Raw genomic sequence first — 25,920 nt, 5'->3', positions numbered from 1 at the left:
GAATAGGTTTTATTATGAAGGTTATGAAACTATTCTCGTTCCCTTTGAATTATTTCCCTGATTCTTGAGTGAACCAAAACTTACCGGGTAATAAATAACTATAGGTGCGCACCTTCTATAACACCACGTTCAGTCATCAGGAGGAAAGAAGGGAACGAGATGAAGAAGCATCAAAAATGGTGGTCACTCTTGTTCGTGCTCATGTTCGTACTGTCGCTCTTGCCAATGAAAGGAGTCGTTGCGGAAGAAAGTAGTCAACAATGGTGTGTGTCGACGACATCGGACACGACAATCTATGCGGGACAAAACATCCCGATTGGTACCGTTAATTTTGAGTTCGTGACCGATGGGCTGAAGATTGTCATCGATTTGAATGACGGAGTCGTCTTGCAAGATGTACCGGAGAATATCAAGATTGATTTCCGTCTATTGAGCGGCTCATTGGAACGAGGAAACCCAGGAGGATACGACTTTAAAGTGTACTCAAACGTCGATCCGACCCACTTGCTAATTCCGTATGCGGACCTCGCGGGCTATTTAGGCATGTTAGAGTCGACACTCAAATCGGACGGATTCCAATTTAACGTCTTCCTTCACTTGGATACGGTCGTGAACGGCTCTAGCGAGACGGCTTATCCTGGTGATCCGGGATCAGGTACCCCTTGGGTCCGCTACGTCACGTTGACGGTGGAAGAATGTACGCCACCACCGCCACCAATGGACGACTATGACGTGTATACGATCGGCTTCTGGAAAAACACATTCAACTTCGACAAAGTGACGTTCTCCTATGGAACGCTCATTACGATCGACGGCCAAACCTATAGCGTGATTGACGACCGTGAAGCACTAGCCCTGCTCATGGATCCTGCGAAAAAAGGAATGGCCGAAGAGAAACGATTGATTATGCAACTGACGGCGGCAAAAATTAACGTCTTGTTAAACGGTGCTGATGTGGTCGACCTCGAACTCGTCTACGCCATAGACAATAGTGAAGTCGGGTTGACCGTTGGTGAGTTGCTTGCCGGTGCGGACGCGGCGCTCGCAAGCAAGAACATCGAACAGATGAAGTATTATCAACAACTGCTCGACCACTTCAACAATGGCTATTTCATCGGTACGTCACATGACTGAACAAACGTGGACAAACAAAAAAGGCAGTCGCTCACTGAGCGGCTGCTTTTTAGATGCCCGTCCGTTTCTTCTGGTTGTTCGGCTTCTTCGTCAACTGGTTCGTCAACGGTTTCTGCTTCGTCCCACGAAGTCCTGTCGGCACTTTCGTATCGTTTTGTTTCTTCTCGGCGAGCTTTTGCTTCATCGCCTCTTGAAAACTTAATTTCTTTTCACTCATATCATTCACCTCCAGCTTCGATCACTTTCACCCGACCGACCTGTCCATCGCTTAAGCGTACTTTAATGCCGTGCGGGTGACGCGGCGACTTCGTCAAAATGTCTTTGACGACGCCTGACGTCAACTTCCCACTCCGCTGATCTTGTTTTAGGACAATCTGGACGTGGAGCCCTGGGCGAATGTCCGCGCGTTTCGTGCCATCCATACCCGACACCCCTTTCCGTATAGTCAACCTCTATCATATGCTCTTTTCCCGCGTTTGTCACAATCTATTCCACGATGCCGATTTGACTGACCGTTCTCGTCAAGTAACTTTGATCGGTCCTCAATCGACGCTTCGTTTGCCCCCACGCCGTCTCGACCTCGACCCGGCCGCGTTCAAATGAGATTGTCAAAATGTCTCGCCCGTATGCATTTTGAAGCCTGGCTGCACCGTTCAACTCGTGATAGACGCGAGTCAAATCATTCGCGAACTGGACGTAATCACTTGTCCGAACCGTTTCTGGCTCCTGGTCGTGAACGAGCCGCAACGTGGTTCGTGACGCTTCCGCGATGACGAACCGGAATGTCGTCTCCTCGTTTCTAATCTCGAAGTGATGCATGATCCCACCTCCTAAAAAAGACACCTTCGACGTGAAGGTGCCTTCTCAATTATAAACGATACAACCTTGCTTCGAACGGCCGCATCATAAACGTTTCTGTCTCAATCGTCTCAGGGTCCATCTCATTCGTCAAGACGAGCGTCGCTTTATCGAGACCAGGAAGCGTCGCCTCGGCAGGGTTTGCCGTCAAGTTGACGACGACATAAAATGTCTGTTCTTCAAACTTCCGTTCATAGGCGAACACTTGCAGATGGTCCGGCAGCAAATCACGGTAACTGCCGTACGTGAACGTCTCTTCGGCCCGACGAAGACGAATCATCGCCTTGTAGAACGATAGAATCGAGTGGGCATCCTTCGATTGGGCGTCGACGTTAAGCGTCTCATATTCTTCGTGGATTGGCATCCACGGCTTCGTCGTCGAAAAGCCCGCGTTCGGTGACGCGTCCCATTGAATCGGGGTGCGGACGTTGTCGCGCGACGTGCCCCATACGTGCTGCATCGAATCGATTTCGCTCATCCCGTTGGCAATCCGTTCGAAATATTCATTCTTTGTCGCCACATCGTCATAGTCATGAATCGAAGGGAGCGGCACGTTTTTCATGCCGATTTCCTGACCTTGATAGATGAACGGCGTCCCGTGCATGAAGAAGTACATCATGCCGAGGGCGGTCGCGCTTTCGCGCCAGTAATGGTTCTCATCCCCGACGAGCGAGACGGCGCGCACCATGTCGTGGTTCTCGATATAGAGAGCGTTCCATCCCGTCTCGAGCAGGCCTTGTTGCCACTTGTCAAAGATTCGTTTCAATTCGACGACATCGAGCGGTGCCAGGCGTGACTTGCGCATGATGTCGACGTGGTCAAAGTGGAATGCCATGTTCATCGCCCCGTTGTCCGGCCCCATCCATAGGTCGGCCGCTTGCGGTTCAATCCCGTTCGTTTCGCCGACCGTCATGATGTCGTAATTGGCGAACGTCGCTTGTTTCATCTCTTGAAGATAATCGTGGATGCCGTCGATATTCGAATACATCGAGAACGCCGTGACGTACGATTTGCCGTCTGGAGAGGGCAACATCGTCTCGGTCGGCATCTTCTTGATGTGGCTGATCGCGTCGACCCGGAATCCATCGATGCCTTTGTCGAGCCACCAGTTGATCATGTCATAGACGGCGCCACGCACTTCTTCATTTTCCCAGTTCAAGTCTGGCTGTTTTTTCGAGAAGACGTGCAAATAGTATTGTTCGGTCGTTTCATCATATTCCCAAGCCGAACCACCAAAGATACTCGCCCAGTTGTTCGGGGGTCCCCCATCCGTCCCGTCGCGCCAGATGTACCAGTCGCGTTTCGGGTCGTCTTTCGAGCGCTTCGACTCGACGAACCACGGGTGCTCATCGGACGTGTGGTTGACGACGAGGTCCAAGAGCAACTTCATGCCGCGTGCATGGACGGCCTTGAGCAAGGCGTCAAAGTCTTCCATCGTCCCAAACTCTTCCATGATGTCTTCATAGTCTGAGATATCATAGCCGTTGTCATCGTTCGGGGACTTGTACATCGGACATAGCCAAATCACATCGATACCAAGGTCTTCTAAATAATCGAGCTTCTCGATGACACCACGGAGATCACCAATCCCATCCCCATTTGAATCCTTGAAACTGCGTGGGTAAATTTGATACGCAATCGCTTCTTTCCACCACGTGCGGGTGACCGTTTTCTGTTTCTCTTGTTGTCTACTGACCATCGACTCCATACGCCGCCTGCCTCCTATATGTCATGATTTCTAGGTATATACTTGAACAGCAATACCTGTTTTAGGCTCAATCTAATCCTACAATAGCACTTGCGCAAGCGTTTGCAAATAATCAGATATAAAAAAATGCAGTCCAAGGACTACATTTTAGAGACGGTCGCGACTTGTTCACAAAACGCACCGATGATGTCGGCCAACCGCTCGCGATCATAATCCATCGTGGCCACATGGTACGAGCGTTCGAGCACTTCCCGTTGTTTCGGTGCTTGTACTTGTTCGTAAAGCCATACCGAATCTTCTGGAGGGACGACGTTGTCGATGGCGGAATGGATGACGCACGTTGGGACGGCCACCTCAGCCACCATCGGGCGCACCTCCTCGATGAGCGCGAGCAGTTCACGGATGGCTGACGTCGGGACTTTGTCATAGACGATCTCATACACGCCCGGTGCACAGATGTCCGGTTCATCTTCATCGATGAAGCGACAGACGTCATCTGTGGCGTGACAGGCATAGCCCGGGACCGACAACGCCGCATTGATGGTGACGATCGCATCGGCATGACCGGACAAGGCCGCCTTCATCGCCAACGTTCCGCCCATCGACTGCCCGACGACGATGACGTGTCGACATCGCTCGCGTAAGAGACGGATGCCGGCCTCCATCGACTCGTACCAACAGCGGCGCGTCGAGTGCCGGAATTCTTCCGGGTCCGTCCCATGTCCTTTGAGCCGAGGCGCATAGACGGTGAATCCTTTCTCCATCAAAGCGATCCCGACATCACGCACACTTTGAGGCGTTCCGTTAAAGCCGTGACACAATAAGATTCCTATTTCATTTCCTTCATAAAAAAACGCGCCCGCTCCTGGGATGACCGGATAAGTAATTGTCGTCATTCGTTTCCTCCTTATTTAATCCACAGTTAACCGATATACTTAATTGTATTAATGAATTGTAAGAGTTGGACGACGTCCCGTCAACCCGATTGACCTCTGCCTTGTTTTCTTCTGGTCTGTAATCAAACTGTAATATGAACTTCGCAATAAGTGGATTGAGTTCTGACGTCTGCTTGGTTATGTTTAACATGTGGTTGAAAAGTTGGTAAATGATAGTGGAATCCGTCAATCGACGGAGGGAGTACGAACGCAACTTCCTTACGTCAAGTCGAGTAATGTAAGCGCTATCATTTTGTTTTGGCCTAAAGGGGGCATCCGCTCAAGCAAGTGACCACACGAACTGGGACATCGTATCGGCTATCTACATAATCAAAGGGAGACTAACACATGGGGAAACCACAAGCACGTTCATTCAAACAAATGACCGGCCTCGCTTTATCGGCTGGACTCATCGTCAGCAGCATGACGCCGATTGCGGCAAACGTACACGCAGAGACGTTGAACGCTTCAGATTTATTCATTTCGGAATACGTTGAAGGCTCTAGCAACAATAAAGCGATCGAACTGTTCAATGGAACGAATGCGGCCATCGACCTCTCGGCCTATAAACTTGAACTGTATTCAAACGGGGGGACGGCTCCAGGCACGACCCTCAACTTGACGGGTACACTCGAGCCAGGTGGCACGTATGTCATCGTCAACGCCAACGCGAGCGATGCCTTGAAAGCGAAGTCGAACACGACAAGCGGTGTGACGAACTTTAACGGCGATGACACGCTCGTCTTGAAAAAAGGCGACACGGTGCTCGACGTCTTCGGTCAAGTCGGATTCGATCCGGGTACGAAATGGGGAACCAGCGTCGCCACGGCTGACCAGTCGTTGGTTCGAAAAGATACGGTCACGACAGGGGATGCGAACGGCGCCGATGCGTTCGACCCGGCCACTGAATGGAACACACAACCAATCGATACGTTCACGAACCTCGGAGCCCACACGTTCCAAGGCGTCGACTACGGCGATGGCGGTACAGTAGAACCACCGGCGCCGGTCACTCCGATTTCAATCAGTGACGCCCGTACGAAAGCCGAAGGTGAAACGGTCACGATCAAAGGCGTCGTCACGGCGAAACTGGCCAACACGATTTCGATTCAAGATGCGACAGGCGGCCTCTCGGTCCGTCCGACGTCACTCGCCGTCAACGTCGGGGATGAAGTCGTCGTCACGGGTGCGATCGGTTCGTATCGTGAACTGCTTCAATTGAACAGCGCCGTCGTCGTTTCAAAACAAGCGGCGAGCGTCCCGACTGCGCAAGTTCTCACTGGCGAACAGATCAATGAGGACGTCGAGTCTGAACTCGTCACCGTCAATAACGTCACGCTCTCGGGCAGTGGTCAAAACTTGACGGCCACGGACGGAACGAAAGAATTCGTCGTGCGCGATGAGCGCGGCATTCTCGATTTACAGACGGACGTCAACTACTCGTCAATCACAGGAATCGTGCAACAGTTCGATAACACGTATCAAATCATCCCGCGTGACGCATCTGACACGGTCATCGACGCGTCGGTACTCCGTCCGGCAACTGCGAAGCCAGGTGCGGGCACGTTCGTCGGTCCACAAGACGTGACACTCTCGACGACGACAGCGGGCGCTGACATCTATTACACGCTCGACGGGTCGGACCCGAAAGTGAACGGTACGCTTTATACATCACCAGTCCGCATTGAAGAAACGAAGACGCTCAAAGTGGCCGTCAAATCAGGTGATGCGTTCAGCGCCGTGACGACGTTCGACTATAAAATCACGGACAAGATCCGCATCCACGACATTCAAGGCGCGAGCCATACGTCGCCGATGAACGGACAGACGGTCGAAGGTGTCGAAGGAATCGTCACGTACTCGTTCGTCTCGAATGGAACGACGTATTACTACATTCAAACACCTGACATGGAAGCGGACCAAGACGCACGCACGTCAGAAGGAATCATCTTGTATGGCGGCCGTTCGATCGCCGGCATTCAAGTCGGAGACCTCGTCAGCGTGAAAGGTCTCGTCAGCGAGTACGCCATCGAAGGATATAGCGACCGTCAACAGACGGACATGAAGATGACGCAAATCGATACACGTAACGGTGGTGTTGACGTCATCAAGAGCGGTGTCGCCCTCCCGACGCCAGTGAAAATCGACGAGTCGAACTTGCCGACCGAGTTCATCGACAGCGACGCCCTCGCCGTCTTCAACCCGGACAAAGACGCCATCGACTTCTGGGAGAGCCTTGAAGGGATGCGCGTCGAGACAGGAAACCTTAAATCTGTCTCCCCACAACAATACGGCGACCTCGTGACCGTGCTCGAAGGAACACCGACGGAGACGTTCAACGGTGGTGTGCTTCTTAAAAAAGATGACGCCAACCCAGAACGGATCCAATTCCGTCTCGAACCAAACGCGGAAGCGCGTGAATTCGATGTCGCGACCGGTGACCGATTCAACGGCCCAATCGTCGGAATCGTCGGATACTCGTTCGGAAACTACAAGATTCAAGCCTCACTCGACGAAATGAAAGCCGCCTTCGTCAAAGGCGATGCTAAGCGCGAGACGACGTTCATCGAAGCCGAAGAGGACAAATTGACGATCGCCTCTTACAACCTCGAGAACTTCTCGAACAACGTGAAGGAAACATCGGATGAGAAGGCACTTAAACTCGCGAAAGCGTTCGTCGAGGAATTGAACAGCCCGGACATCATCGGCGTGACCGAGGTTCAAGACAACAACGGTGAGGGCACAGGCGATTCTGCGGCCGACCAAAGCTATCAACGCTTGATTGACAATATCGTCTCGATCGGCGGCAAATCGTACAAGTACGTCAACATCGACCCAGAAAACAACAAAGATGGCGGTGCACCGAACGCCAACATCCGTGTCGGCTTCTTGTATGACCCGGAACGTGTCTCGCTCACAGAAGGCATCCCTGCCGGTGACGCGACGACAGCTGTCGGTTATGAGAACGGCAAGTTGACGCACAACCCGGGCCGCATCGACCCGCTCAACCCGGCGTTCAACAGCTCACGTAAACCGCTCGCGGCGCAATTCGACTTCCAAGGCGAGAACGTCGTCGTCATCGCCAACCACTGGAACTCGAAAGGTGGCGACACTGGCTTCTTCGGCTCGAAACAGCCGGTCGTTCTTGGCAGCGAAGTCCAACGGAAACAAATCGCACAAATCGTCCATGATTTCGTGGCCGATGTGAAGACGGACAACCCGGACGCGAACGTCGTCGCCCTAGGTGACTTTAACGACTTCGAGTTCTCAGACGCGATGCAAATCTTCAAAGGCGACTTGATGACGAACATGGTCGAAAAAGTACCTGCCGTCGACCGTTACTCGTACGTCTACCAAGGGAACTCGCAAGTGCTCGACCATATCCTCGTGTCGAACCACTTAGCGGCGACAACCGAGATCGATATGATCCACGTCAACGCGGACTTCACGGAAATGTCTGGTCGCGCAAGTGACCACGATCCGGTGCTCGCTCAAATCGACCTCACTCCGGAGCCGGAAGTGGAATTGACACGTTACACGGTCGAAAATAACCGTGCTGCTCGCCTCGTCCTTCAAGACGACTTCATCGGCGTGACGATCGGCAAGGGCACGAACTTCAAGAACGGTATCTTCGTACGTGGTGCTTACACGGAATTGACAGGTGACCCGCTTAAAAACATCGTCGTTCAAGTGAAACCGAAAGAAGCCGGTGCCATCATCGACTTCGACGGCGCAACTGTCAAAGAAGTCATCGTCGACGGCACGAACTTGGCCGAGATTCGTGGAGCCGAAAATGTGAAACGAATCAGTTACACGAAAGGCGCATCCGCTAACACGGTCGTCATCAAGAAGTAACGAACACACATCCGATTTAAAAACCGCAGACACGTCGTCTGCGGTTTTTGGCGTTTTCAATCGTGAAATTCGGGGATTAAGAAGGAGATGCTGATTATCGGAGGATGACGTCATGGAGATGCACAACGGGAACTTATATTGGCCGATCACGGAATCGGAACAGATTGTCTTACAGAAACCAATCAAAAAAGAACGCTACGACGTACTCGTCATCGGCGCCGGCATGTCCGGAACGCTGACGGCCTATACCCTTCACAAGGATGGTGTCGATTTCGCCGTTATCGACCAAGGGAAAGTCGGTGCCGGGAGCACGGCCGCGAATACCGGGCTCATTCAATACTCGAACGACATCATGTTGCATGAACTCGCCGAGCAAATCGGCGAAGATGACGCCGTCCGCTTCTATAAATTGTGTGCCGAGGCGGTCGATGCGCTCGACGAGGTCGCCGAGACGGTCGATGCCAAAGACGTCTACATCCGGCGCGACAGCCTTTGCTTTGCCAGCAGTGAGGCAGATGTCTCCAAATTGAAACGGGAGTATGAAATGCTGACGAAACATGGGCTTCAAGCCGAATGGCTCGACCGGGAGGCGTTACGCGCACGCTATCCGTTCGACAAACCGGCCGCCTTGATCACGAACGGGGACGCCGAGGTCAATCCGCTCACACTCAGCCGCCAAGTCGTCCGTTACTTGTCGACACAGGACGTCCCCATCTTTGAAGAGACGGACGTTACGGAAGTCGTCGCCGACGGAGACGACTGGCTCGTGCTGACTCCAGCAGGAACGTTCAAGGCGGGCCACGTCATCTTCGCGACCGGCTATCGCCCGGCCCCGCTCCTCGACACGCACCGAATCGAACTCAACCGTTCTTATGCGATTGCGACGAATCCCGTCCCTGATTTTAAAGAATGGGATGGCCAGGCGCTCATTTGGGAAACGAAACGGCCGTACCTTTATTTACGGACGACCGTCGACGGCCGCATCATCGCCGGCGGGCTCGATGAAGAGAAACCAGAGACGCCGCATAGCGAGGCGCTCATTCAAAAACGGGCCGAGCGGTTGCGCCAAGAAGTCGAGGCTTTGTTCCCGATGTATGATTTGACAGTTGAATACGCCTGGGTAGCCTTGTTCGGTGAGTCAATCGACCAACTGCCCTTTATCGGGGAACACCCGGACCGCCCCAATCTCTTTTATTTACTCGGATACGGGGGCAATGGAACGGTGTACAGCATGTTAGGTTCTAAAATTTTGAGTGAGCTGGTTCGTGGGATCGACAGTCCCGATTCTCGAATCGTACGGCTCGACCGCACACGTTAATCCCCTGACATCAGGGGATTTTTTGATACATAAGAATTGGAGTGATTTAAATGACAACGAAACGTAAACCGAAATGGGTGTATCGTCTAAGGCGCAGTCTTCTCTTCATCCCCGCCATGATCTTGACCGCCTACGTCTGGCCGCATGAGTCTATCGAGGAGGAACGCGATGGCGCGATCACCCGAACAGAAGCGACACATGAGGAGGGACGCTATACGATCGAGGCGAGGCAGGCCGTGAAGGAAGACGAGGCCGTCCGCTATGCATATGACGTTATCGTCCACGGCCAACCCGACGTCGAGACACTCCAATCGATCAGCCAGGATGTGATCGACGAGGTGGCCGTACAAGACACGTTCCAAGCTGCCCTCATCCGTTTTTATGACCACGAAGCCTATATCGGTACAGAATCCCCGCTCGGCGAGGCCGTATTTGCGCCTGGTGGAGATTGGAGCCTTGCTGATACGGTGAAAGCCGGTTCTTATGAAGACATGACGTTCGGGTGGCAGTTGAAAGAAAAAGAATGGGGCACGCAACTTTCGGACAAGGAAGCACGTGTCTGGCAAGCATGGAATCGTGTCTATGAAGCGGAACAGTCGGACGATCCTGACTTGAAAGCGAAGGTGACCCGCACCATTTCCACGAAATACGACTTGAATCCGGAAACTGTCCAACAAATTGTATTAAAGCAGAATGTGTGGGCCGCTTTATAACCTGAATCCTCCAGAAAAATACATCGAATTTTCCTTTATTTGGCTAAATATATAATTGTATACTAATTGTATAGACGTAACTGGTTGAACGGCCAAAGAAAGGAAGACGTTATGAAACGATTGATGATTTTGTGGGTGCTGTTGTTCGTGATGGGTTCTACTATGACGCCACAGTCCGCCGTGGCCGCGACGACACCCCCTTATGAGGTGAGCGTCCCTTCCGGCACAACGCTTTATCAATTTGTCGGCAAGACGCTCAAGCCGAAAGCGACGTTGCGAACAGCAAAGCGGTTCAAGGCGCTCAGCACGTCCGGTTATTACTATAAAGTCCAGGACGGAAGAACCATCTATTACGTGAAAAAGAAAGCCGTCAAACTAGTGGCGACAAACCTGTCCTTGACGACGTTTTCTGGTTCGACCTATGCACGTCTGACCCACGAATATATGCGCTCGCTCACCCGCGGCCAGACGCCGTACTACTATGATGAGTTGACAGCCAAGACCGCTGTCATCCGGGCTGACGCAGCGATGAAAGGGAACTGGTATATCCCCTCCCCGCCCTATCAGCTGCGCGTCCCGAACATCGATACATACCGCTTCGACGTCAGCGTCCCGGAGGTCGACTCGAAGTCGTTCAAGTTCCAAATCCATTACTTCACGACGTTGAACCAGTTGACGCAAGCATACGCCGCGACCGGAAACACTGAGTATCTCCGTTACGGAAAGCGGATCGTGACGAGTTGGACCAAGCAATATCCGGCTGGGAACTACAAACGCTATCCATGGCCGTATCACGACCACGGCACGGCGATCCGGACGTTCCATCTGCTCAACTTCTGGAACGAGTTCCGCTCATCCACGGTCAACACCGACCCAGCGTTCTCGCAACTGTTTGCCAAGACGCTCTATGAGCACGCGACGCTCCTCGCGACACCGAGCTTTTATAAGCCGAACAATAACCATGGCATGTTCCAAGACATGGCGTTGACCGCTGTCGCGGAGACGCACCTAAGTTTCTATCGTTCGTCGTCATGGCGTTCGCTGGCGACGAACCGGCTCACACAGCAGTTGAGCCATAGCTTGAGCACGGACGGGGTCCACCTTGAGCACTCACCGTTCTATCAGATTTATTTATATGATACGCTCGCCCGTTTCAACGACTGGGCCGCCGCTAACCGGTTCGCCTTGTCGAGCCGGATGGGAGACGTCAAAGATATGCCTGGTGTGTTGACGTATATGTTGAAGCCGAACGGGACACTCCCGATGTTCGGCGACACCCCGTCCATCGTTCACCGTCCGGACGCGATTCCCTATGTCGAGCGTTATCCACACTTGTATTACGCGATGACACAAGGAAAATCTGGGGCGCAACCGTCGACACGGGTCGGCAAGTTGTCGAACCAGTACGCCTTCTTCCGTCAGCATTGGGGCGGTAATGCCGGTCCTTTCCACGACGCGGTCCAAGTGATGATGACGGCCGGCTATCACAGCAACATCCATAAACATGCCGACGATTTATCGATCGACCTTTACGGTTACGGACGCGACTTTATCGTCGAGAGCGGTCGTTACGCCTATACGAATCGACCCGAACGAAAGGTCGTCATGCAGGCAGCAGCCCATAATACCGTCCATGTTGCCGGACAGAACTTCAAATTGACGCCGAGCAACTTGCGACGCAGTCAAATCACTTCGGTCGGCGCTTCATCGACACAGTGGACGGCAGCCGGGACGAGCGGACTGCTCGGCCAGGGGATGACGCACACCCGTCGTCTCGCCTACGACCGCGACGGAACGGTGCTCGTGTACGATGACATCACGAGTCCGACCACGGCCTCGTTCGTCCAGCGGTTCCATCTTGGGACCGGTTTGAACCGGGTCTCGAGCGGAAGCCGTCATGCCATGTTTAAAGACAACCAGAACCGCTCCATCCACTTGTTGCAACTCGAGGTCGGCACGACCCCGAAAGTCGCCGTCGGTGCGAGTTACGTGTCATACCGAGATTATGACTGGCAACGCCGCAATCAAGTCGTGACGACAAAGCGCGGCAAGCAAGTCGAGTATTTGACGCTGATTCATATCGGTGAAAAGACGACGAAAATCACATCCGCCACGGTCCAGACGACGGCGCGCCACTACGTCGTGCGCTACAAACTGTCGGACGGCAAGACGAAAACCTTATCCATGTTACGCTAACCTCCATTTGGAAAATGGGGGTTTTTTCTCGGTCGGTTAGGGAAAACTCGTTAAGTAGGCCAAAACGTGGCTTACAGCGCGTGTGCATACTTAAAGGGGAGGCAATAACATGGGGAACAAGAAGGAAGAGCAATTAAAACAACATATGATCGATAACGAGCAGCAAGCCGGGCTCACGACGAATCAAGGTCTAAAGATGGCGGAGGATGAGTTTTCGCTCAAAGCCGGGCGACGCGGACCGACGCTCATCGAGGACTTCCACTTCCGTGAGAAGATGACGCACTTCGACCACGAACGGATTCCTGAACGCATCGTGCATGCGCGCGGCGTCGGGGCCCACGGGGAGTTCCAAGTGTACGAGTCGCTCGCTGACTATACGAAAGCCGACTTCTTGAACGACCCGTCGAAAGTGACACCGGTGTTCGTCCGCTTCTCGACGGTGCAAGGCTCACGCGGTTCTGGGGACACCGTCCGCGACGTCCGAGGCTTCGCGACGAAGTTCTATACGGATGAAGGGAACTATGACCTTGTCGGGAACAATATGCCCGTCTTCTTCATCCAAGACGCCATCAAATTCCCAGACCTCGTCCATGCTGTGAAACCGGAACCGCACACGGAAGTGCCGCAAGGCGGAAGTGCCCACGACACGTTTTGGGACTTCGTCTGTCAAAACCATGAGGCGGCTCACCACGTGATGTGGGCGATGAGCGACCGCGGCATCCCGCGCAGCCTGCGCATGATGGAAGGGTTCGGCGTGCACACGTTCCGACTCGTCAACAAGGAAGGCAAGGCACATTTCGTCAAATTCCATTGGAAACCAAAACTTGGCGTCCATTCGCAAGTGTGGGACGAAGCACAGAAGGCGCTCGGGAAGAACGCCGACTTCCACCGTGTCGACTTGTATGAAGCAATCGATAAAGGCGATTACCCGGAATGGGAACTCGGGCTTCAAATCATCGCGGAAGAAGATGAGTTCAAGTTCGACTTCGATATTCTCGATCCGACGAAACTTTGGCCGGAAGAAGACGTGCCCGTCAAACTTGTCGGCAAGATGATGCTCAACCGCAACGTCGATAACTTCTTCGCCGAGACCGAGCAAGTCGCGTTCCACCCTGGCCATCTCGTACCTGGAATCGACTTCTCAAACGATCCGCTCCTGCAAGGACGCCTGTTCTCGTACACCGATACCCAGTTATCACGTCTTGGAGGACCGAACTTCCATCAACTCCCGATCAACAAACCGGTCTGCCCGTTCCATAACAACCAGCGCGACGGGATGCATCAGATGGCAGTTCATAAAGGACAGACAAGCTACCACAAAAATGCGCTCAACAACAATCAACCCGAGCCCGTTCCAGCCGAGCAAGGTGGGTTCGAGCACTATCAAGAGAAAATCGACGGGCACAAGATTCGTGGCCGAAGCGACAGCTTCCTCGACTTCTATTCGCAAGCGAAGCTCTTCTATAACAGCATGACCGACGTCGAAAAGCAGCACATTCAAGACGCTTACAGCTTCGAGCTCGGCAAATGTGAGTCGGACATGGTCAAAGAGAACGCCGTCGATTTGTTGAATCGTATCGACCGTCACCTCGCCTCTGTCGTCGCTGACAACTTAGGCGTCGAGCTTCCGGACGAGAACAATGAAGTCGTCTCGGACAAGACCTCACCGGCGCTCAGCATGGCCAATACAATCGCGAAACCGGACACGAAGAGCGTCGCCGTCCTCCTTGCCGGAGACGTCGATGCCGCGCAAGTGAATGTGTGGGTCCAGGTGTTCGCTGACAACAAGGTCAATTACAGCCTCGTCGGGAAGAAGTCGTATACGCTCGGCGACCTTAAAGTGAAAGAGACGTATGATACGGTCGATTCGAGCCTGTTCGATGCCGCTTTCCTCGTCAGCACAGCGACCTCGGTCGAGGACGACGTGCTCGAGTTCATCGAGAACACGTATAAACACTTCAAGCCACTCGCGCTACATTTGCACCACGATGAAGTGCTCCACCGCTGCCGGGTGAAGACAGATCAACCAGGCGTCTACACGTTCAAACAACATAGTCTCGATGGTTTCGATACGTTTATCGACGGCATCGCGCAAGGACGGTTCTGGGACCGCGCCTAATGTGAACAGTTCAAGGATTCGATCCAAATCGACGGGTCGAATCCTTTTTACGTGCTTCCCTTCCCCTCCTCTCTAACGATATACTAGGTGGGGTATATAGCGTAAAGAAGGAAAGACTGGATGCGAAAAGAGTTTGCTACATATGTGGAAAACCTTGAACTGCAACGACAGTTATACAAACGAACGTTAGTCACTGTCGTGCTCTCACAAATATTTGGAGGGGCCGCCCTCGCCGCCGGGATCACGGTCGGCGCCTTGCTGGCCCGTGATTTACTCGGGACCGACGCATACGCGGGCGTTCCGACGGCACTGTTCACGTTCGGTTCCGCCGCCGCCTTTTTGATCGGGTTGATGTCACAGCGGGTCGGACGCCGCTTCGGACTGGCGACCGGGTTCTTGACCGGTGCGCTCGGAGCGGTCGGGGTCATCATTGCCGCGACGCTCGAGAGCGTACCCCTCTTGTTCATCTCACTCCTTATCTACGGGGCGGGGACAGCGACAAACCTCCAAGCCCGTTACGCCGGGACGGATTTGGCGAATGCGACGGAGCGAGCGACCGCGGTCAGTATCGCGATGGTCTCGACGACGTTCGGGGCTGTCGCCGGACCGAACTTGGTCGAGCCGATGGGACGTGTCGCCGACGGGCTCGGGTTGCCGACACTATCAGGACCATTTTTGCTTGCGGGGGTAGCCTATCTCTTCGCCGGCCTCATTTTGCTCGTATTCTTGAACCCTGACCCGCTTCTCGTCACCCGTGCCATCGAGGCGAAACGGCAAGAAACCATCGACACATCAGTCCATCCGCTTGAATCGACGCATGACCGCCGTGGTGTCTATGTCGGTGCGTTCGTCATGATCCTCAGCCAAATCGTGATGGTCGCCATCATGACGATGACGCCCGTTCATATGCGCCACCACGGGAGTGACCTTGTCACTGCTCGGCGGCGTCATCTTCCTCGTGCTCGTCCCGCTTGTCCTCTGGTATCGCCGTCATCTAGCCTGACGACCGACCGATGCGTGAACGCGCATCGGTTTTTCTAGTGACAAGCGTCTGTTCGGACAAACCTCCATCCTTTTGTTATACTCCTTTAGTTATGTTTGTTAACTATTTAGAATCAAATGGATAAGGAGGCGGGCCGACGATGCAACTGACCGCACAAAAACTATGGACGAAAGATTTTCTCATCATCTCTCTCGTCAACTTCTTCTTGACGCTTATCTTCTTCTTACTAATGGTAACCATCGGCGTTCATGCCGTTTCCACATATGGGGCTTCGACGAGCGAGGCCGGGCTTGTCACCGGCATTTTTATTATCGGGACGCTCGTCGGGAGACTCTTCATCGGACGCTTGATCGATTCGATTGGACGGCGTAAGACGCTTCTCATCGGTCTCACCTTCTTCACGGCGACAATTTTGCTCTATTTTATCGACCTCGGCGTTGGCTTTTTACTGTTCACCCGCTTCGTTCACGGTCTCGGAATGGGACTGTCGAGTACGGCGACCGGAACAATCGTCGCCCAGGTCATCCCCGGCTCTCGAAAAGGCGAAGGCATCGGCTATTACAGCATGAGCTCGACGCTCGCCACCGCCATCGGCCCGTTCGTCGGCTTGATGATGAGTCAGTACACGAGCTTCTCGGTCATCTTCCTAACTTGTCTCGTCGTCGGACTCATCAGTCTAGGAAGTGCCTTGTTCGTGAACGTCCCTGAGGCCGACAATCCGGAAGTTGTTCGGGGCTTGTCACTGAGTGCCTTCGTCGAACCAAAGGCGTTGCCAATTGCACTCATCATTGGCGTCGCGGCCCTCAGTTACTCGAGCGTGTTGTCTTATATCAATTTCTATGCGAGTGAACTCGATCTCGTGGAAGCGGCGAGTATTTTCTTCCTTGTCTATTCTATTGCGGTCCTGATCTCGCGGCCAATCACCGGGCGCCTGATGGACGCGCGAGGGGCCAACATCGTCATGTACCCGGCCATCGCCTTCTTTGCGATCGGCATGCTCGTCTTGAGCCAAGCAAACAACGCAGTCATGCTGTTACTCGCCGGGGCGCTAATCGGATTAGGATTCGGGAATATCCAATCCGGCACACAAGCGATCGCCGTCAAAGCGGCGTCCCCTCACCGGATGGGCATGGCCACGTCGACCTTCTTCATCGCCTTGGACGCGGGTCTAGGATTCGGGCCTTATTTTATTGGCTTGCTCATTCCGTTGACCGGTTTTTCAACGCTCTATCTGTTGCTTGCCGGCGTCGTCTCCTTTACGTTGTTCCTCTATTACTTGATGAACGGTCGCCACGAGCGATCCGAAATGAAACAAGCTGCCTGACAGGACTTTTTACAGTCCTGTCTTTTTTAGAATGTTCACACATTTCATCGTCACTTACGGTAATATGAGAATGACGCGCCGAAAAGTTTTTGATTGAAATGAGGGACATGATGCACGCCGACCAGACAATCCAACACTATTCCTCCGTCCTCCTCCGAACGTTCGACAAAATCTCTGATTTTGTCTTCTTCATGGAAGTGGACGGTTCAACTTATCGCTATATATTTGTAAACGAGCCGGGGAAGCAGGCGATCGGCTGGACAGATGCCGATATCGGGAAACGTGTCGAGGACATGGTCCCGCCCGAGACAGCCGCTCTCGTCACACGACATTACGAGGAGGCTGTTCGGGAACGAAAGAGTATCGTCTTCGAAGACTACCGCCTGGCCGAACCTTCTTACTCGGTCCAACCCGTCTCACATGAGATTCAACTACCGGTTCATTACTACGAATCCGAGGTGACCCCGGTCTTCGACGAGGCAGGCGTCTGCACACACGTCATCTCGGTCGTCCGGGAAGTGACGGAGCGGAAGCGTCGTGAACTCGAACTGTCGATTCTGAAAGACCAGCACGAGTCGCTCCGGCGCTACTCGCCGCATGGCATCTTCGTCCTCGATGACGCGTTTCGCGTCCAATCGATCAACCCCGCTGCCACGCAAATCACGGGTTACGGAGAAGATGATTTGTTAGGCGAGTCATTTTTAGCATGGTTGCCAGAGTCAGAACGAATGCTCGTCGACGACGGTCTCCGCTTTGCCTTGTCCGGCACTCCGCACAAATACGGGATCACGGCGCTTCAAAAGACCGGGGATCTCCTCGACTTGGCCATCTTGAATATTCCGATTGAAGTCGGAGGCCGAATCACGGGTCTGTTCGCCATCATTATTGACCATACTCCGGAGAAAAATGCCGAGCGTGCGACCCAAGAGAGCGAGCGTCGCTATCGCCAACTGATCGAGACGATTCCGGAAGGGATTATCGTTCATAAAGACGGCGTCATTCTATACGCCAACGCCCTAGCGCTAGAAACGATCGGAGAGACGAATATCGAGTGCGAATTAATCTTTAAATTTGCCGCCTCGGAATTTCATGAGACGACAAAGGCGCGCCTCCAAGCCTTACGGCAAGGTGATCCCGTTCAAGACACGGAAATCGTGCTCCTCACGCCGACAGGACGAAGACTACATATGGACATCGGCAGCCTGCTCATCGATTACGAAGGCACGACTGCCGTCATGACTTTGTTGCGCGACGTCACCGAAAAGCGTGAGATGGAGCGTGCCCTGCACCAAAGTGAGACGCAATATCGCCTCATTACGGAGAACATGAGCGACCTCGTCTGTATCCTCGAGCGTGACGGTCAAGTGCGCTACGCTTCGCCGTCCCACAAGACCGTGCTTGGATATGCGCCCGAGCTTTACGAGGGTAAAAATACGCTCGACTTCATCCATCCGAATGACGTCGAGTCCGCGAGACGACAACTCGACACGATGACAGCGTCGAGCGAACCGCTCACCCTCGAATTTCGTCACCTGCACCAGGATGGACGTTGGATTTGGCTCGAGACGAAGATTCAAGCGATTTACGACGACGTCGGCCAGCTGCTCCATTATTTGACGGTCACGCGGGAGATCATGAAACGCAAAGTGTTAGAGAAACAGCTCAAGCACCTGGCTTACCATGACACGTTGACCGACTTGCCGAATCGGCGCTACTTCCTCGCCTACTTGGAAGAGACATTGGTGCGATTGGATGAAGAGGACGAGTCTCTCGCCGTCCTCTCGCTCGATATCGACTGTTTCAAACAGATTAACGACACACTCGGACATGACATCGGCGACGAACTGCTACGCCAATTCTCTGCTCGCCTGACCGATGTCCTGCGAAACCAAGACGTGATCGCTCGCTTTGGCGGCGACGAATTTTCGGTGCTCATCCGTTACACGGAATCCGATGCGCCGAGACGGGTGGCCGAAAAGCTTGTCACCGCGCTCCAACTTCCGTGGTTAATCGAAGGACATACGTTCGTCACGACCTCGAGCGTCGGGGTCGCCCCGTATCGACCAGGAATGCCGACGAAACAATTGCTCAAACACGCGGATTTGGCACTATATGAAGCCAAGGCCCGTGGGCGAAACCAATACGTCGTTTTTGAAGACCGCTCCTGAGCGGTCTTTTTTCACGTGAAACACAGAAGACAGTACATAAACACGAACATTAAAGAGGATTAATCAACGATCATCAAGAATTTTTATCTTTTATCGCTATATCCCTTTGACATATGCTCTAATTTACGTTACATTACCGAATGGGCGAAGTATTTATCATTCAACGAATCTAATTGTTCGTAAATAGGGGTGTGACAACATGGATAAAGTATTTGATTATGAAGATATTCAATTGATTCCCGCAAAATGTATTGTCGACAGCAGGTCTGAATGTGATGCGAGCGTGACGCTTGGGGGCTTTACGTTCCGACTTCCGGTCGTGCCTGCCAACATGCAGACGATCATCGATGAGAAAGTCGCCTTATCGCTGGCCGAGAACGGTTACTTCTACATCATGCATCGCTTCCATCCAGAGACGCGGCTCAAGTTCATCGAAGACATGCATGGACGCGGGTTATATGCATCGATCAGTGTCGGTGTGAAGGAAGATGAGTATCGCTTCGTCGAGATGCTGGCCGAATCCGGGCATACGCCGGAGTTCATCACGATCGATATCGCGCACGGTCATTCGAACGCGGTCATCCGCATGATTCAACACATCAAACACCACCTTCCAGGCTCGTTCGTCATCGCCGGCAACGTCGGGACCCCGGAAGCAGTCCGGGAACTCGAGCATGCCGGGGCGGATGCGACGAAGGTCGGTATCGGACCGGGCAAAGTCTGTATCACGAAAATCAAGACAGGCTTCGGCACGGGCGGTTGGCAACTCGCCGCGCTCCGTTGGTGTGCGAAGGCGGCGACGAAACCGATTATCGCGGATGGGGGCATCCGGACACATGGGGACATCGCCAAATCGATTCGCTTTGGGGCATCGATGGTCATGATCGGTTCGTTGTTCGCCGGCCACGACGAGTCACCGGGCGAGACGTTCGAACAGGACGGGAAGTTGCTCAAAGAATACTTCGGGTCGGCTTCTGAATTCCAAAAAGGGGAACGGAAAAACGTCGAAGGCAAGAAAGTGTTCGTCGAGCATAAAGGGGCGCTCCAAGACACGTTGACCGAGATGGAGCAAGACCTCCAATCGGCCATCTCTTACTCGGGTGGGGACAATCTCGATGCATTGCGCACCGTCGATTACGTCATGGTGAAAAACTCAATCTTCAACGGGGATAAAGTGTACTAAAAAAAGCGGCTCGCGTGAGCCGCTTTTTTTATGCATCAATCAATCGTTTCGTCATCATATAGTAATCAGAGCCAGGCGGATAGTCGTATAGGACGCCCGCCACCTCATAACCGAAGCGCTCATAAAACGTCTTCGCTTGAAACGAGAACGTCGTCAACTTGACGCGCGTCGCCCCGAGTTCGCGGGCCAACCGCTCCCCTTCCTCGAGCAGACGGCTTCCCAGGCCTGTTCCCGCATGTTCTGACGCGACCCATAACCGGTCCAAGTCGAACCAGCCCCAATAGACGCTCCCAAACAACCCTGCGATCACGTCCCCGTCGTGTTCCACTTTCAGCTGAACGACCGGGACGTCAGCATTGCGGATCTCGCGATGGTGCATCGAGTGAGCGTCATTGAACGTTCGCAACCGACTCCTCAAAAACTGTTGAAACGTTTCGTCTTCGTCGTGAATCCGTTTGATTTCCATCACGCTTCCCCACTCGAGCCGTTCACGAAGAACGAAATCAGCTCTTGTTCTTCCTCGTCGACCGAGCGCCCCGTCAAACGTTCGTACTGTGCGGTTATCTTTTCCTTATTTCCTGGGAAATCGATAGTGATTTGGGCCAAACTCCGTAATATGTCTCGGTCTTTCTCGTACTCGAGACGGGTCACGACTTGACCGTGCGACCAGACGTACGCCTCGGCCTCGAACTGGTCGAGCACCTCTAAAAGGCGAAGCGTCTGGGCCGGCGTCATCCGCCAAGACGGCGCGTACAAGTTCGCATAGAGGGCATCCCCTAAAAACAGTACTTTTTCCTCCGGCACATAGGCCACGACCGCATCGGCAGCATGGTCTCCACCGACATGCTTTAAGAGGACGTGGACCCCGCCAAGGTCGAGCGTGATTGTATCATCGAACGTCACGGTTGGTAAGACGACACGCATCGACCTGTCTTCACCGTATTCGAGTTGGATCGCCTCCGCGCAAAACGCGATTTCACGTCCGTCCTCGACCCGTTCGGCCAACGCCTCATCGTCCCACGTGTAGGGAAGCAGTCGCTCGATTCCGGCTTTTGTCGCCGTGCTTGCAATCGAGACAGTATCGGTCAATGCCGACAATCCAAAAACATGGTCCCAGTGCCAATGCGTCAACGCCACGAGCGTTGGGCGCTTGATTCCTTGTACGGTCAAGGCGTCTAAAAATAAGTTCGTATGCGCCTCGGAGTTCCCTGCATCAATCATGAGTGTATGTGTATCACCGACAACGGCTCCTAAAATCGGACGATCGGTCTCCGCGACAGGGGTCATGTACCAAAAGCGGTCGGAATATTGTTTAAGCGTCTGCATGACCGGCTCCTTCCTTATTCCATAATTTGTCGAACGCTTCGAGCGCTCTCCGTTCGTCATTGACGATCCGAATCGTTCGTAGCGGCAAATGACTCAACACCTTCAATTCACGTTGTTGCCGTTCTTCCAGAAGTCGAATCGTTCCTTCGATTCCATCCAATCCGTTCGCCCGGCCATACGCACGAGTCGTATAGTAGTCGACGAAACCTTGTTGCCACTCGGGCGGACGTTCCGCATACACATTACGAAACACAGCCGGGACATCGTTCGTCTCCAAGTACACAACCGTCGGATCAAGCGTAGTGATCAGGGCCGCCACGGTCTCAATATAACGCTCAATCTGTTCGTTCGGAACGTGTTGTGACACCATGCCGATCGTGAACGGATTTTGAAGAATGGCGCACTCGAACACATAGTCTACCTCATCCCTTTGTGCACGTTCCACGAACCGATGCCAGCGGCCGATCATGAGGTCGACATGTTTCTCGAACGGTAACTCATAGACGTCCGTGCCGTAGATGGCCTCTCCAGCCCGATAGCGGACGAATCGACCGTCTCCATCTTGATCGATGACCTCTCCCTCGAACCGTATGTCCCCTTTGACCCAATGGACGTCATGCAAATCGACCGGGTGGGACGCATCGATTTCCGAATAGAATTTGTAGGAACTCCCTCTCGCCACAAACGTTTCGGCGAATGTCGTCTTTCCGCTCCCAGGCAACCCTTCAATCAGCCACAACTTCCCCATCGTCTGTCTCCTTTTCAGTTTTCTTGATATGAGTCGTACACGTAGTATCCGTCCCCGCCACAGTTTTTCGCGACGTACATGGCCGCGTCCGAGTGATGGATGATCGCATCAAGGGATGCTTGGTCCATCCTAGAGTAGGCGACACCGACACTGGCTGATAAACTAAGTCTCAAGCCGTTCCCGACCGTCATTTCCTGGGAAATGACATGATTCAACTCGCCAAACACGGTTGGATCGAGCGCTTCCGGCTCCGCTTCGATGACGATTAAAAACTCGTCGCCCGCAAATCGGTACGCTTTCCCTGAAACCGTTTGGCTGAACGTACGGATTCGTTTCGCCGTCTCGATGAGCACCTCGTCCCCGATCAAATGACCGTAGGAATCGTTTACTTGTTTAAAGTCATCTAAATCGATAAACAGCAGAGCGACCGTTTGCTTCCGATTCATTTTCTGTCTCAAATCGGTCATGAGCGAATGCCGGTTCGCCAGCTTCGTCAGCCCATCTTGGGTGATGAGCTCAATCACTTCTTGATGCTTGCGTTCACGTCGAATCTCGTTCTCCATCCAGCGGGTCACGAGCAGGATCGTATCGGTCATCTCGTTGATTGTCACCGTGTCGACGACATCGTCCAAGCTGCCTTGTTCAGCCAAAAAGACGACCCATCCGAACGTCTTCCCTTCATTCGCTAGTGGCAGGCTGATCATCGAGGCAAACTCGATTCCATCGATGACGAATTCGTTTCGACCCAGCTTTTGATGACCGATCGTCGTCAACGCGTGTAGTTGCTGCAACTCGTCTCCCGTCCAATCGAGTTTGCTTTCCCCATCCTCTGATAAGACGCGATAGGTGGACTCCGTCGAGAAAACGAGTGCGTGGGAATATCCAATCCAGTCACGGAGCACCGTCTGAATCCGTTTCAATTTATCACTGAACGGTTCGTGAATGGCCGTCACTTCATATAGCGACTCGAGCGTCTGTTGCCGTCGGGCTTGCGCTCGCGCTTGCTCGGTCAATTCGATTTCCGCCATGACCCATCGGGCGAAATCTTCGAGCGTTTGCAGCGCCTCGGTATCGAAGCGACGTGACCGTTCGTCGGTCACGCATAGCGTACCGATGACGTGGCCGCTTCGTGTCAAGAGCGGCACGCCGGCATAAAAACCAATCCCTTCGAGTAACGGATTGTCCGACATCGCCTCGGCCGTCCGTACATCCTCGATGACGAGCGCCGATTTTCCTGTCACGACACGGTCGCACAACGTCCACTTCCGCTCCACGCTCGAATTTTCAAGCGCGACCCCTTGGCACGATTTGATCCATTGTTGATCCGTCGTCAAAATCGAGATCAGTGCGACCGGCATGTCCAACGTCCGGGCGACAAGCCGTGAGATCCGATCATACCGCTCTTCTCGCGGGGTGTTCAAAATTTCAAGCCGAAGGATTGTCTTCAGTCGTTCGGCTTCTTGCTCATCAAGTACCGTCGACGGAGAAGTCGTGGCCAACTCGAGTTGCCGCAGCGCCGCATGTTGATAGACGAGCGCATCGAGCGCCTGTTGGAGATCATTTAGCGGGAGTGGACTACTGAAGAAATACCCCTGAATCTCATCACAACCGAGCTGTTCCATCACCCGGTACTGCGCTTCCGTCTCGACCCCTTCGGCCGTGACCTCTAAATTCAATTTTTTAGCGAGTGAGACAATCAATTTGACGATTTCATACTCTTTCAGGCCGTTGTCTTTATCTAATTGACTGATGAATGAGCGGTCGATTTTAATGCCGTCAATCTCAAACATCTTCAAGTAATTGAGGGAAGAGTAGCTGACGCCGAAGTCGTCAATCAACACGCGAAAGCCTTTCGTTTTCAAATAGTCGACCGTCTGAATGCCAAGGAGCGGTTCTTGCATGAGCGTATGTTCCGTGATCTCAAACTCGAACTGTTCTGGTCTCAACCCGTATGTCGCGAGCACCTGTAATAACTGTTTGATATAGTCTTGCCGAAACAACACCGGGGATACATTGACCGCGACACGTCGCCCTGCAAACAGGTCCGGTTGCTCGATCATGTCACGACAGACGCGGTCGAAAACGAACCCGGTAATGTCTTCAATCAAGAGCGACGTTTCGGCAATCATAATAAACGTTTCCGGTGAGACGTTACCGAGCGCCGCACTATGCCACCGCACGAGCGCCTCAAAATGAACCATCCCGTCCTGACAGCCAACTTTCGGTTGATAGACGACGCTCAGTTCATCTGCTTTCAGTCCCTTGATGAGTTCCATCTCAATCGTCATCTCATCGATATAATGTTGGACATAATCGTCCTTTTCGTACACTTTGATGATTTGCTTGCCCGCTTGTCTCGCTTCGAGGAGCGCCGTTGACGCATTCATGATGATCCGGTCGGCGTCCTCGCTCCCCGCGCTGATTCCGAGACAACCGGATAAAGCGAACTCGGTCTCGGCCACTTGGTACGTGTACGCTGCAATGGCCGCAAGCAATCGCTCCCCATGTATCGTCGCCGTCTCGATTGAGGTGTAAGGCAACACGGCGATAAAATCTTCTCCGTCCACGCGCCCGATAATCGAGCCTTTCGGTAACAAGTCCGATAAATGGCGCGTCATCTCTTTAATCAGGCGATGAGATTGTTCCACGCCTTGCAAGGACAAGATGATTTTAAACCGGTTGATGTGCAACCGCATGACGCTCGTCACTTCCGCTCCTTCTCGTTGCGTGAACAACTTCTCGAGCTCGAGCTTCACTTTCATCAAGTTCGGCATCCCGGTCAAATAATCGATGTTCTCGATGCTGCTCAATAGCTTCATCTCTGCCTCTTCCGATAAATCGGTCGTCAGCCCTAACACATAACGCACGTTACCCGCCTCATCTTCGAGCGGTATGAGGACCGATGATGCGAAGCGGGCCGTATTGGCCTCGATGTTCATCTGCGACATGAAATAGACCGGTGCCTTCGTCGCGACGACTTCGTCATAATGCACGATTAACTCGTTGGCGACATCGACCGCATACATATCATGTAAATACAAGCCACTCACATCGTCCGGGAGCGAGGACGCCAGTTTCCCCTGTTCACTGACGCGTGCGTACCGATATCCCTCAGGCGTCACTTCCATCAAAAACACCATCCGGTATAAATGAACGAAAACATCAAACAAATAATGCGGGTCGATCTTCATCTGCTGCATACTGTACCTCCAGGCAATCTCCGTTTCTTCTAGTTTAGTGGTTTTAGCCGGTCTTGTTCACGAAACCATTTAAAAAAAGGGGAAGACGTTTTTAACGAGCGGTCAATAATCGGGTATAGATAAGTAAAAGTC

18 protein-coding genes and 1 pseudogene are annotated in these 25,920 nt (G+C 53.1%); 10 read left to right on the top strand and 9 right to left on the bottom strand.

All coding sequences use genetic code 11. The annotated features are described in order from the left end of the window. Positions 1 to 159 precede the first annotated feature (159 nt). A complete protein-coding gene (locus KNP02_RS08755; protein WP_214708320.1) occupies positions 160 to 1,134 on the top strand; it encodes a hypothetical protein in 975 nt (324 codons plus the stop codon). Between the two features lie 49 nt (positions 1,135 to 1,183). Here KNP02_RS08755 and KNP02_RS08750 read toward each other — a convergent pair whose 3' ends face one another. The 5 genes from KNP02_RS08750 to KNP02_RS08730 form a co-directional block, all read right to left on the bottom strand. Next, complete coding sequence (locus tag KNP02_RS08750; protein ID WP_200881508.1) at positions 1,184 to 1,351, bottom strand: hypothetical protein; 168 nt, start codon at positions 1,349 to 1,351, stop codon at positions 1,184 to 1,186. A gap of 1 nt (position 1,352) precedes the next feature. Then, on the bottom strand, positions 1,353 to 1,556 hold the full coding sequence (locus tag KNP02_RS08745; RefSeq protein ID WP_214708318.1) for a YwbE family protein: 204 nt from the start codon (positions 1,554 to 1,556) through the stop codon (positions 1,353 to 1,355). Between the two features lie 64 nt (positions 1,557 to 1,620). Beyond that, the gene (locus tag KNP02_RS08740; protein ID WP_214708316.1) at positions 1,621 to 1,953 is read right to left on the bottom strand and encodes a hypothetical protein; all 333 of its coding nucleotides are present in this window, start codon (positions 1,951 to 1,953) and stop codon (positions 1,621 to 1,623) included. A gap of 49 nt (positions 1,954 to 2,002) precedes the next feature. Further along, on the bottom strand, positions 2,003 to 3,700 hold the full coding sequence (locus KNP02_RS08735; RefSeq protein ID WP_371819459.1) for a glycoside hydrolase family 13 protein: 1,698 nt from the start codon (positions 3,698 to 3,700) through the stop codon (positions 2,003 to 2,005). A 140-nt stretch (positions 3,701 to 3,840) separates the two neighbouring features. Next, complete coding sequence (locus KNP02_RS08730; protein ID WP_214708314.1) at positions 3,841 to 4,596, bottom strand: alpha/beta hydrolase; 756 nt, start codon at positions 4,594 to 4,596, stop codon at positions 3,841 to 3,843. Positions 4,597 to 4,983: 387 nt separating this feature from the next. Here KNP02_RS08730 and KNP02_RS08725 point away from each other — a divergent pair, with 387 nt between their 5' ends. The 9 genes and pseudogenes from KNP02_RS08725 (at position 4,984) to guaC (ending at position 20,514) form a co-directional block, all read left to right on the top strand. Continuing rightward, the gene (locus KNP02_RS08725) at positions 4,984 to 8,490 is read left to right on the top strand and encodes a chitobiase/beta-hexosaminidase C-terminal domain-containing protein (RefSeq protein ID WP_214708312.1); all 3,507 of its coding nucleotides are present in this window, start codon (positions 4,984 to 4,986) and stop codon (positions 8,488 to 8,490) included. Between the two features lie 112 nt (positions 8,491 to 8,602). Next, a complete protein-coding gene (locus KNP02_RS08720) occupies positions 8,603 to 9,808 on the top strand; it encodes an NAD(P)/FAD-dependent oxidoreductase (RefSeq protein WP_214708310.1) in 1,206 nt (401 codons plus the stop codon). A gap of 50 nt (positions 9,809 to 9,858) precedes the next feature. Continuing rightward, entirely contained in the window at positions 9,859 to 10,521 is a 663-nt protein-coding gene (locus KNP02_RS08715) for a hypothetical protein (protein ID WP_214708308.1), read from the top strand. Between the two features lie 111 nt (positions 10,522 to 10,632). Next, on the top strand, positions 10,633 to 12,717 hold the full coding sequence (locus tag KNP02_RS08710) for an alginate lyase family protein (RefSeq protein ID WP_214708306.1): 2,085 nt from the start codon (positions 10,633 to 10,635) through the stop codon (positions 12,715 to 12,717). Positions 12,718 to 12,826: 109 nt separating this feature from the next. Then, a complete protein-coding gene (locus KNP02_RS08705) occupies positions 12,827 to 14,836 on the top strand; it encodes a catalase (RefSeq protein ID WP_214708304.1) in 2,010 nt (669 codons plus the stop codon). A gap of 120 nt (positions 14,837 to 14,956) precedes the next feature. Next, positions 14,957 to 15,766 (top strand): annotated as a pseudogene (locus tag KNP02_RS08700) (MFS transporter); the annotation flags it as partial. A 212-nt stretch (positions 15,767 to 15,978) separates the two neighbouring features. Further along, a complete protein-coding gene (locus KNP02_RS08695; protein ID WP_034780462.1) occupies positions 15,979 to 17,163 on the top strand; it encodes an MFS transporter in 1,185 nt (394 codons plus the stop codon). Between the two features lie 110 nt (positions 17,164 to 17,273). Next, entirely contained in the window at positions 17,274 to 19,331 is a 2,058-nt protein-coding gene (locus tag KNP02_RS08690; RefSeq protein ID WP_214708300.1) for a PAS domain S-box protein, read from the top strand. A gap of 199 nt (positions 19,332 to 19,530) precedes the next feature. Beyond that, positions 19,531 to 20,514, top strand: a complete 984-nt coding sequence (guaC, locus tag KNP02_RS08685; RefSeq protein ID WP_214708298.1) for a GMP reductase — start codon at positions 19,531 to 19,533, stop codon at positions 20,512 to 20,514. Between the two features lie 28 nt (positions 20,515 to 20,542). Here guaC and KNP02_RS08680 read toward each other — a convergent pair whose 3' ends face one another. From KNP02_RS08680 to KNP02_RS08665, 4 genes are read right to left on the bottom strand one after another with little or no spacing between them, the layout of a single operon-like run. Further along, complete coding sequence (locus KNP02_RS08680) at positions 20,543 to 20,980, bottom strand: GNAT family N-acetyltransferase (protein WP_214708297.1); 438 nt, start codon at positions 20,978 to 20,980, stop codon at positions 20,543 to 20,545. Then, positions 20,980 to 21,840 carry an MBL fold metallo-hydrolase gene (locus KNP02_RS08675; RefSeq protein ID WP_214708295.1) on the bottom strand — a complete coding sequence of 287 codons (861 nt, stop codon included), beginning with the start codon at positions 21,838 to 21,840 and terminating at the stop codon, positions 20,980 to 20,982. The genes KNP02_RS08680 and KNP02_RS08675 overlap by 1 nt, the downstream gene beginning before the upstream one ends. Further along, entirely contained in the window at positions 21,827 to 22,588 is a 762-nt protein-coding gene (locus KNP02_RS08670) for a P-loop NTPase family protein (RefSeq protein WP_214708293.1), read from the bottom strand. The genes KNP02_RS08675 and KNP02_RS08670 overlap by 14 nt, the downstream gene beginning before the upstream one ends. 14 nt (positions 22,589 to 22,602) lie before the next feature. After that, the gene (locus KNP02_RS08665) at positions 22,603 to 25,788 is read right to left on the bottom strand and encodes an EAL domain-containing protein (RefSeq protein WP_214708291.1); all 3,186 of its coding nucleotides are present in this window, start codon (positions 25,786 to 25,788) and stop codon (positions 22,603 to 22,605) included. Positions 25,789 to 25,920 lie beyond the last annotated feature (132 nt).

It is taken from the genome of Exiguobacterium sp. s40, assembly GCF_018617905.1.
GTDB lineage: Bacteria > Bacillota > Bacilli > Exiguobacteriales > Exiguobacteriaceae > Exiguobacterium > Exiguobacterium mexicanum_A.
This window is presented reverse-complemented; position numbering and strand designations above follow the sequence as displayed.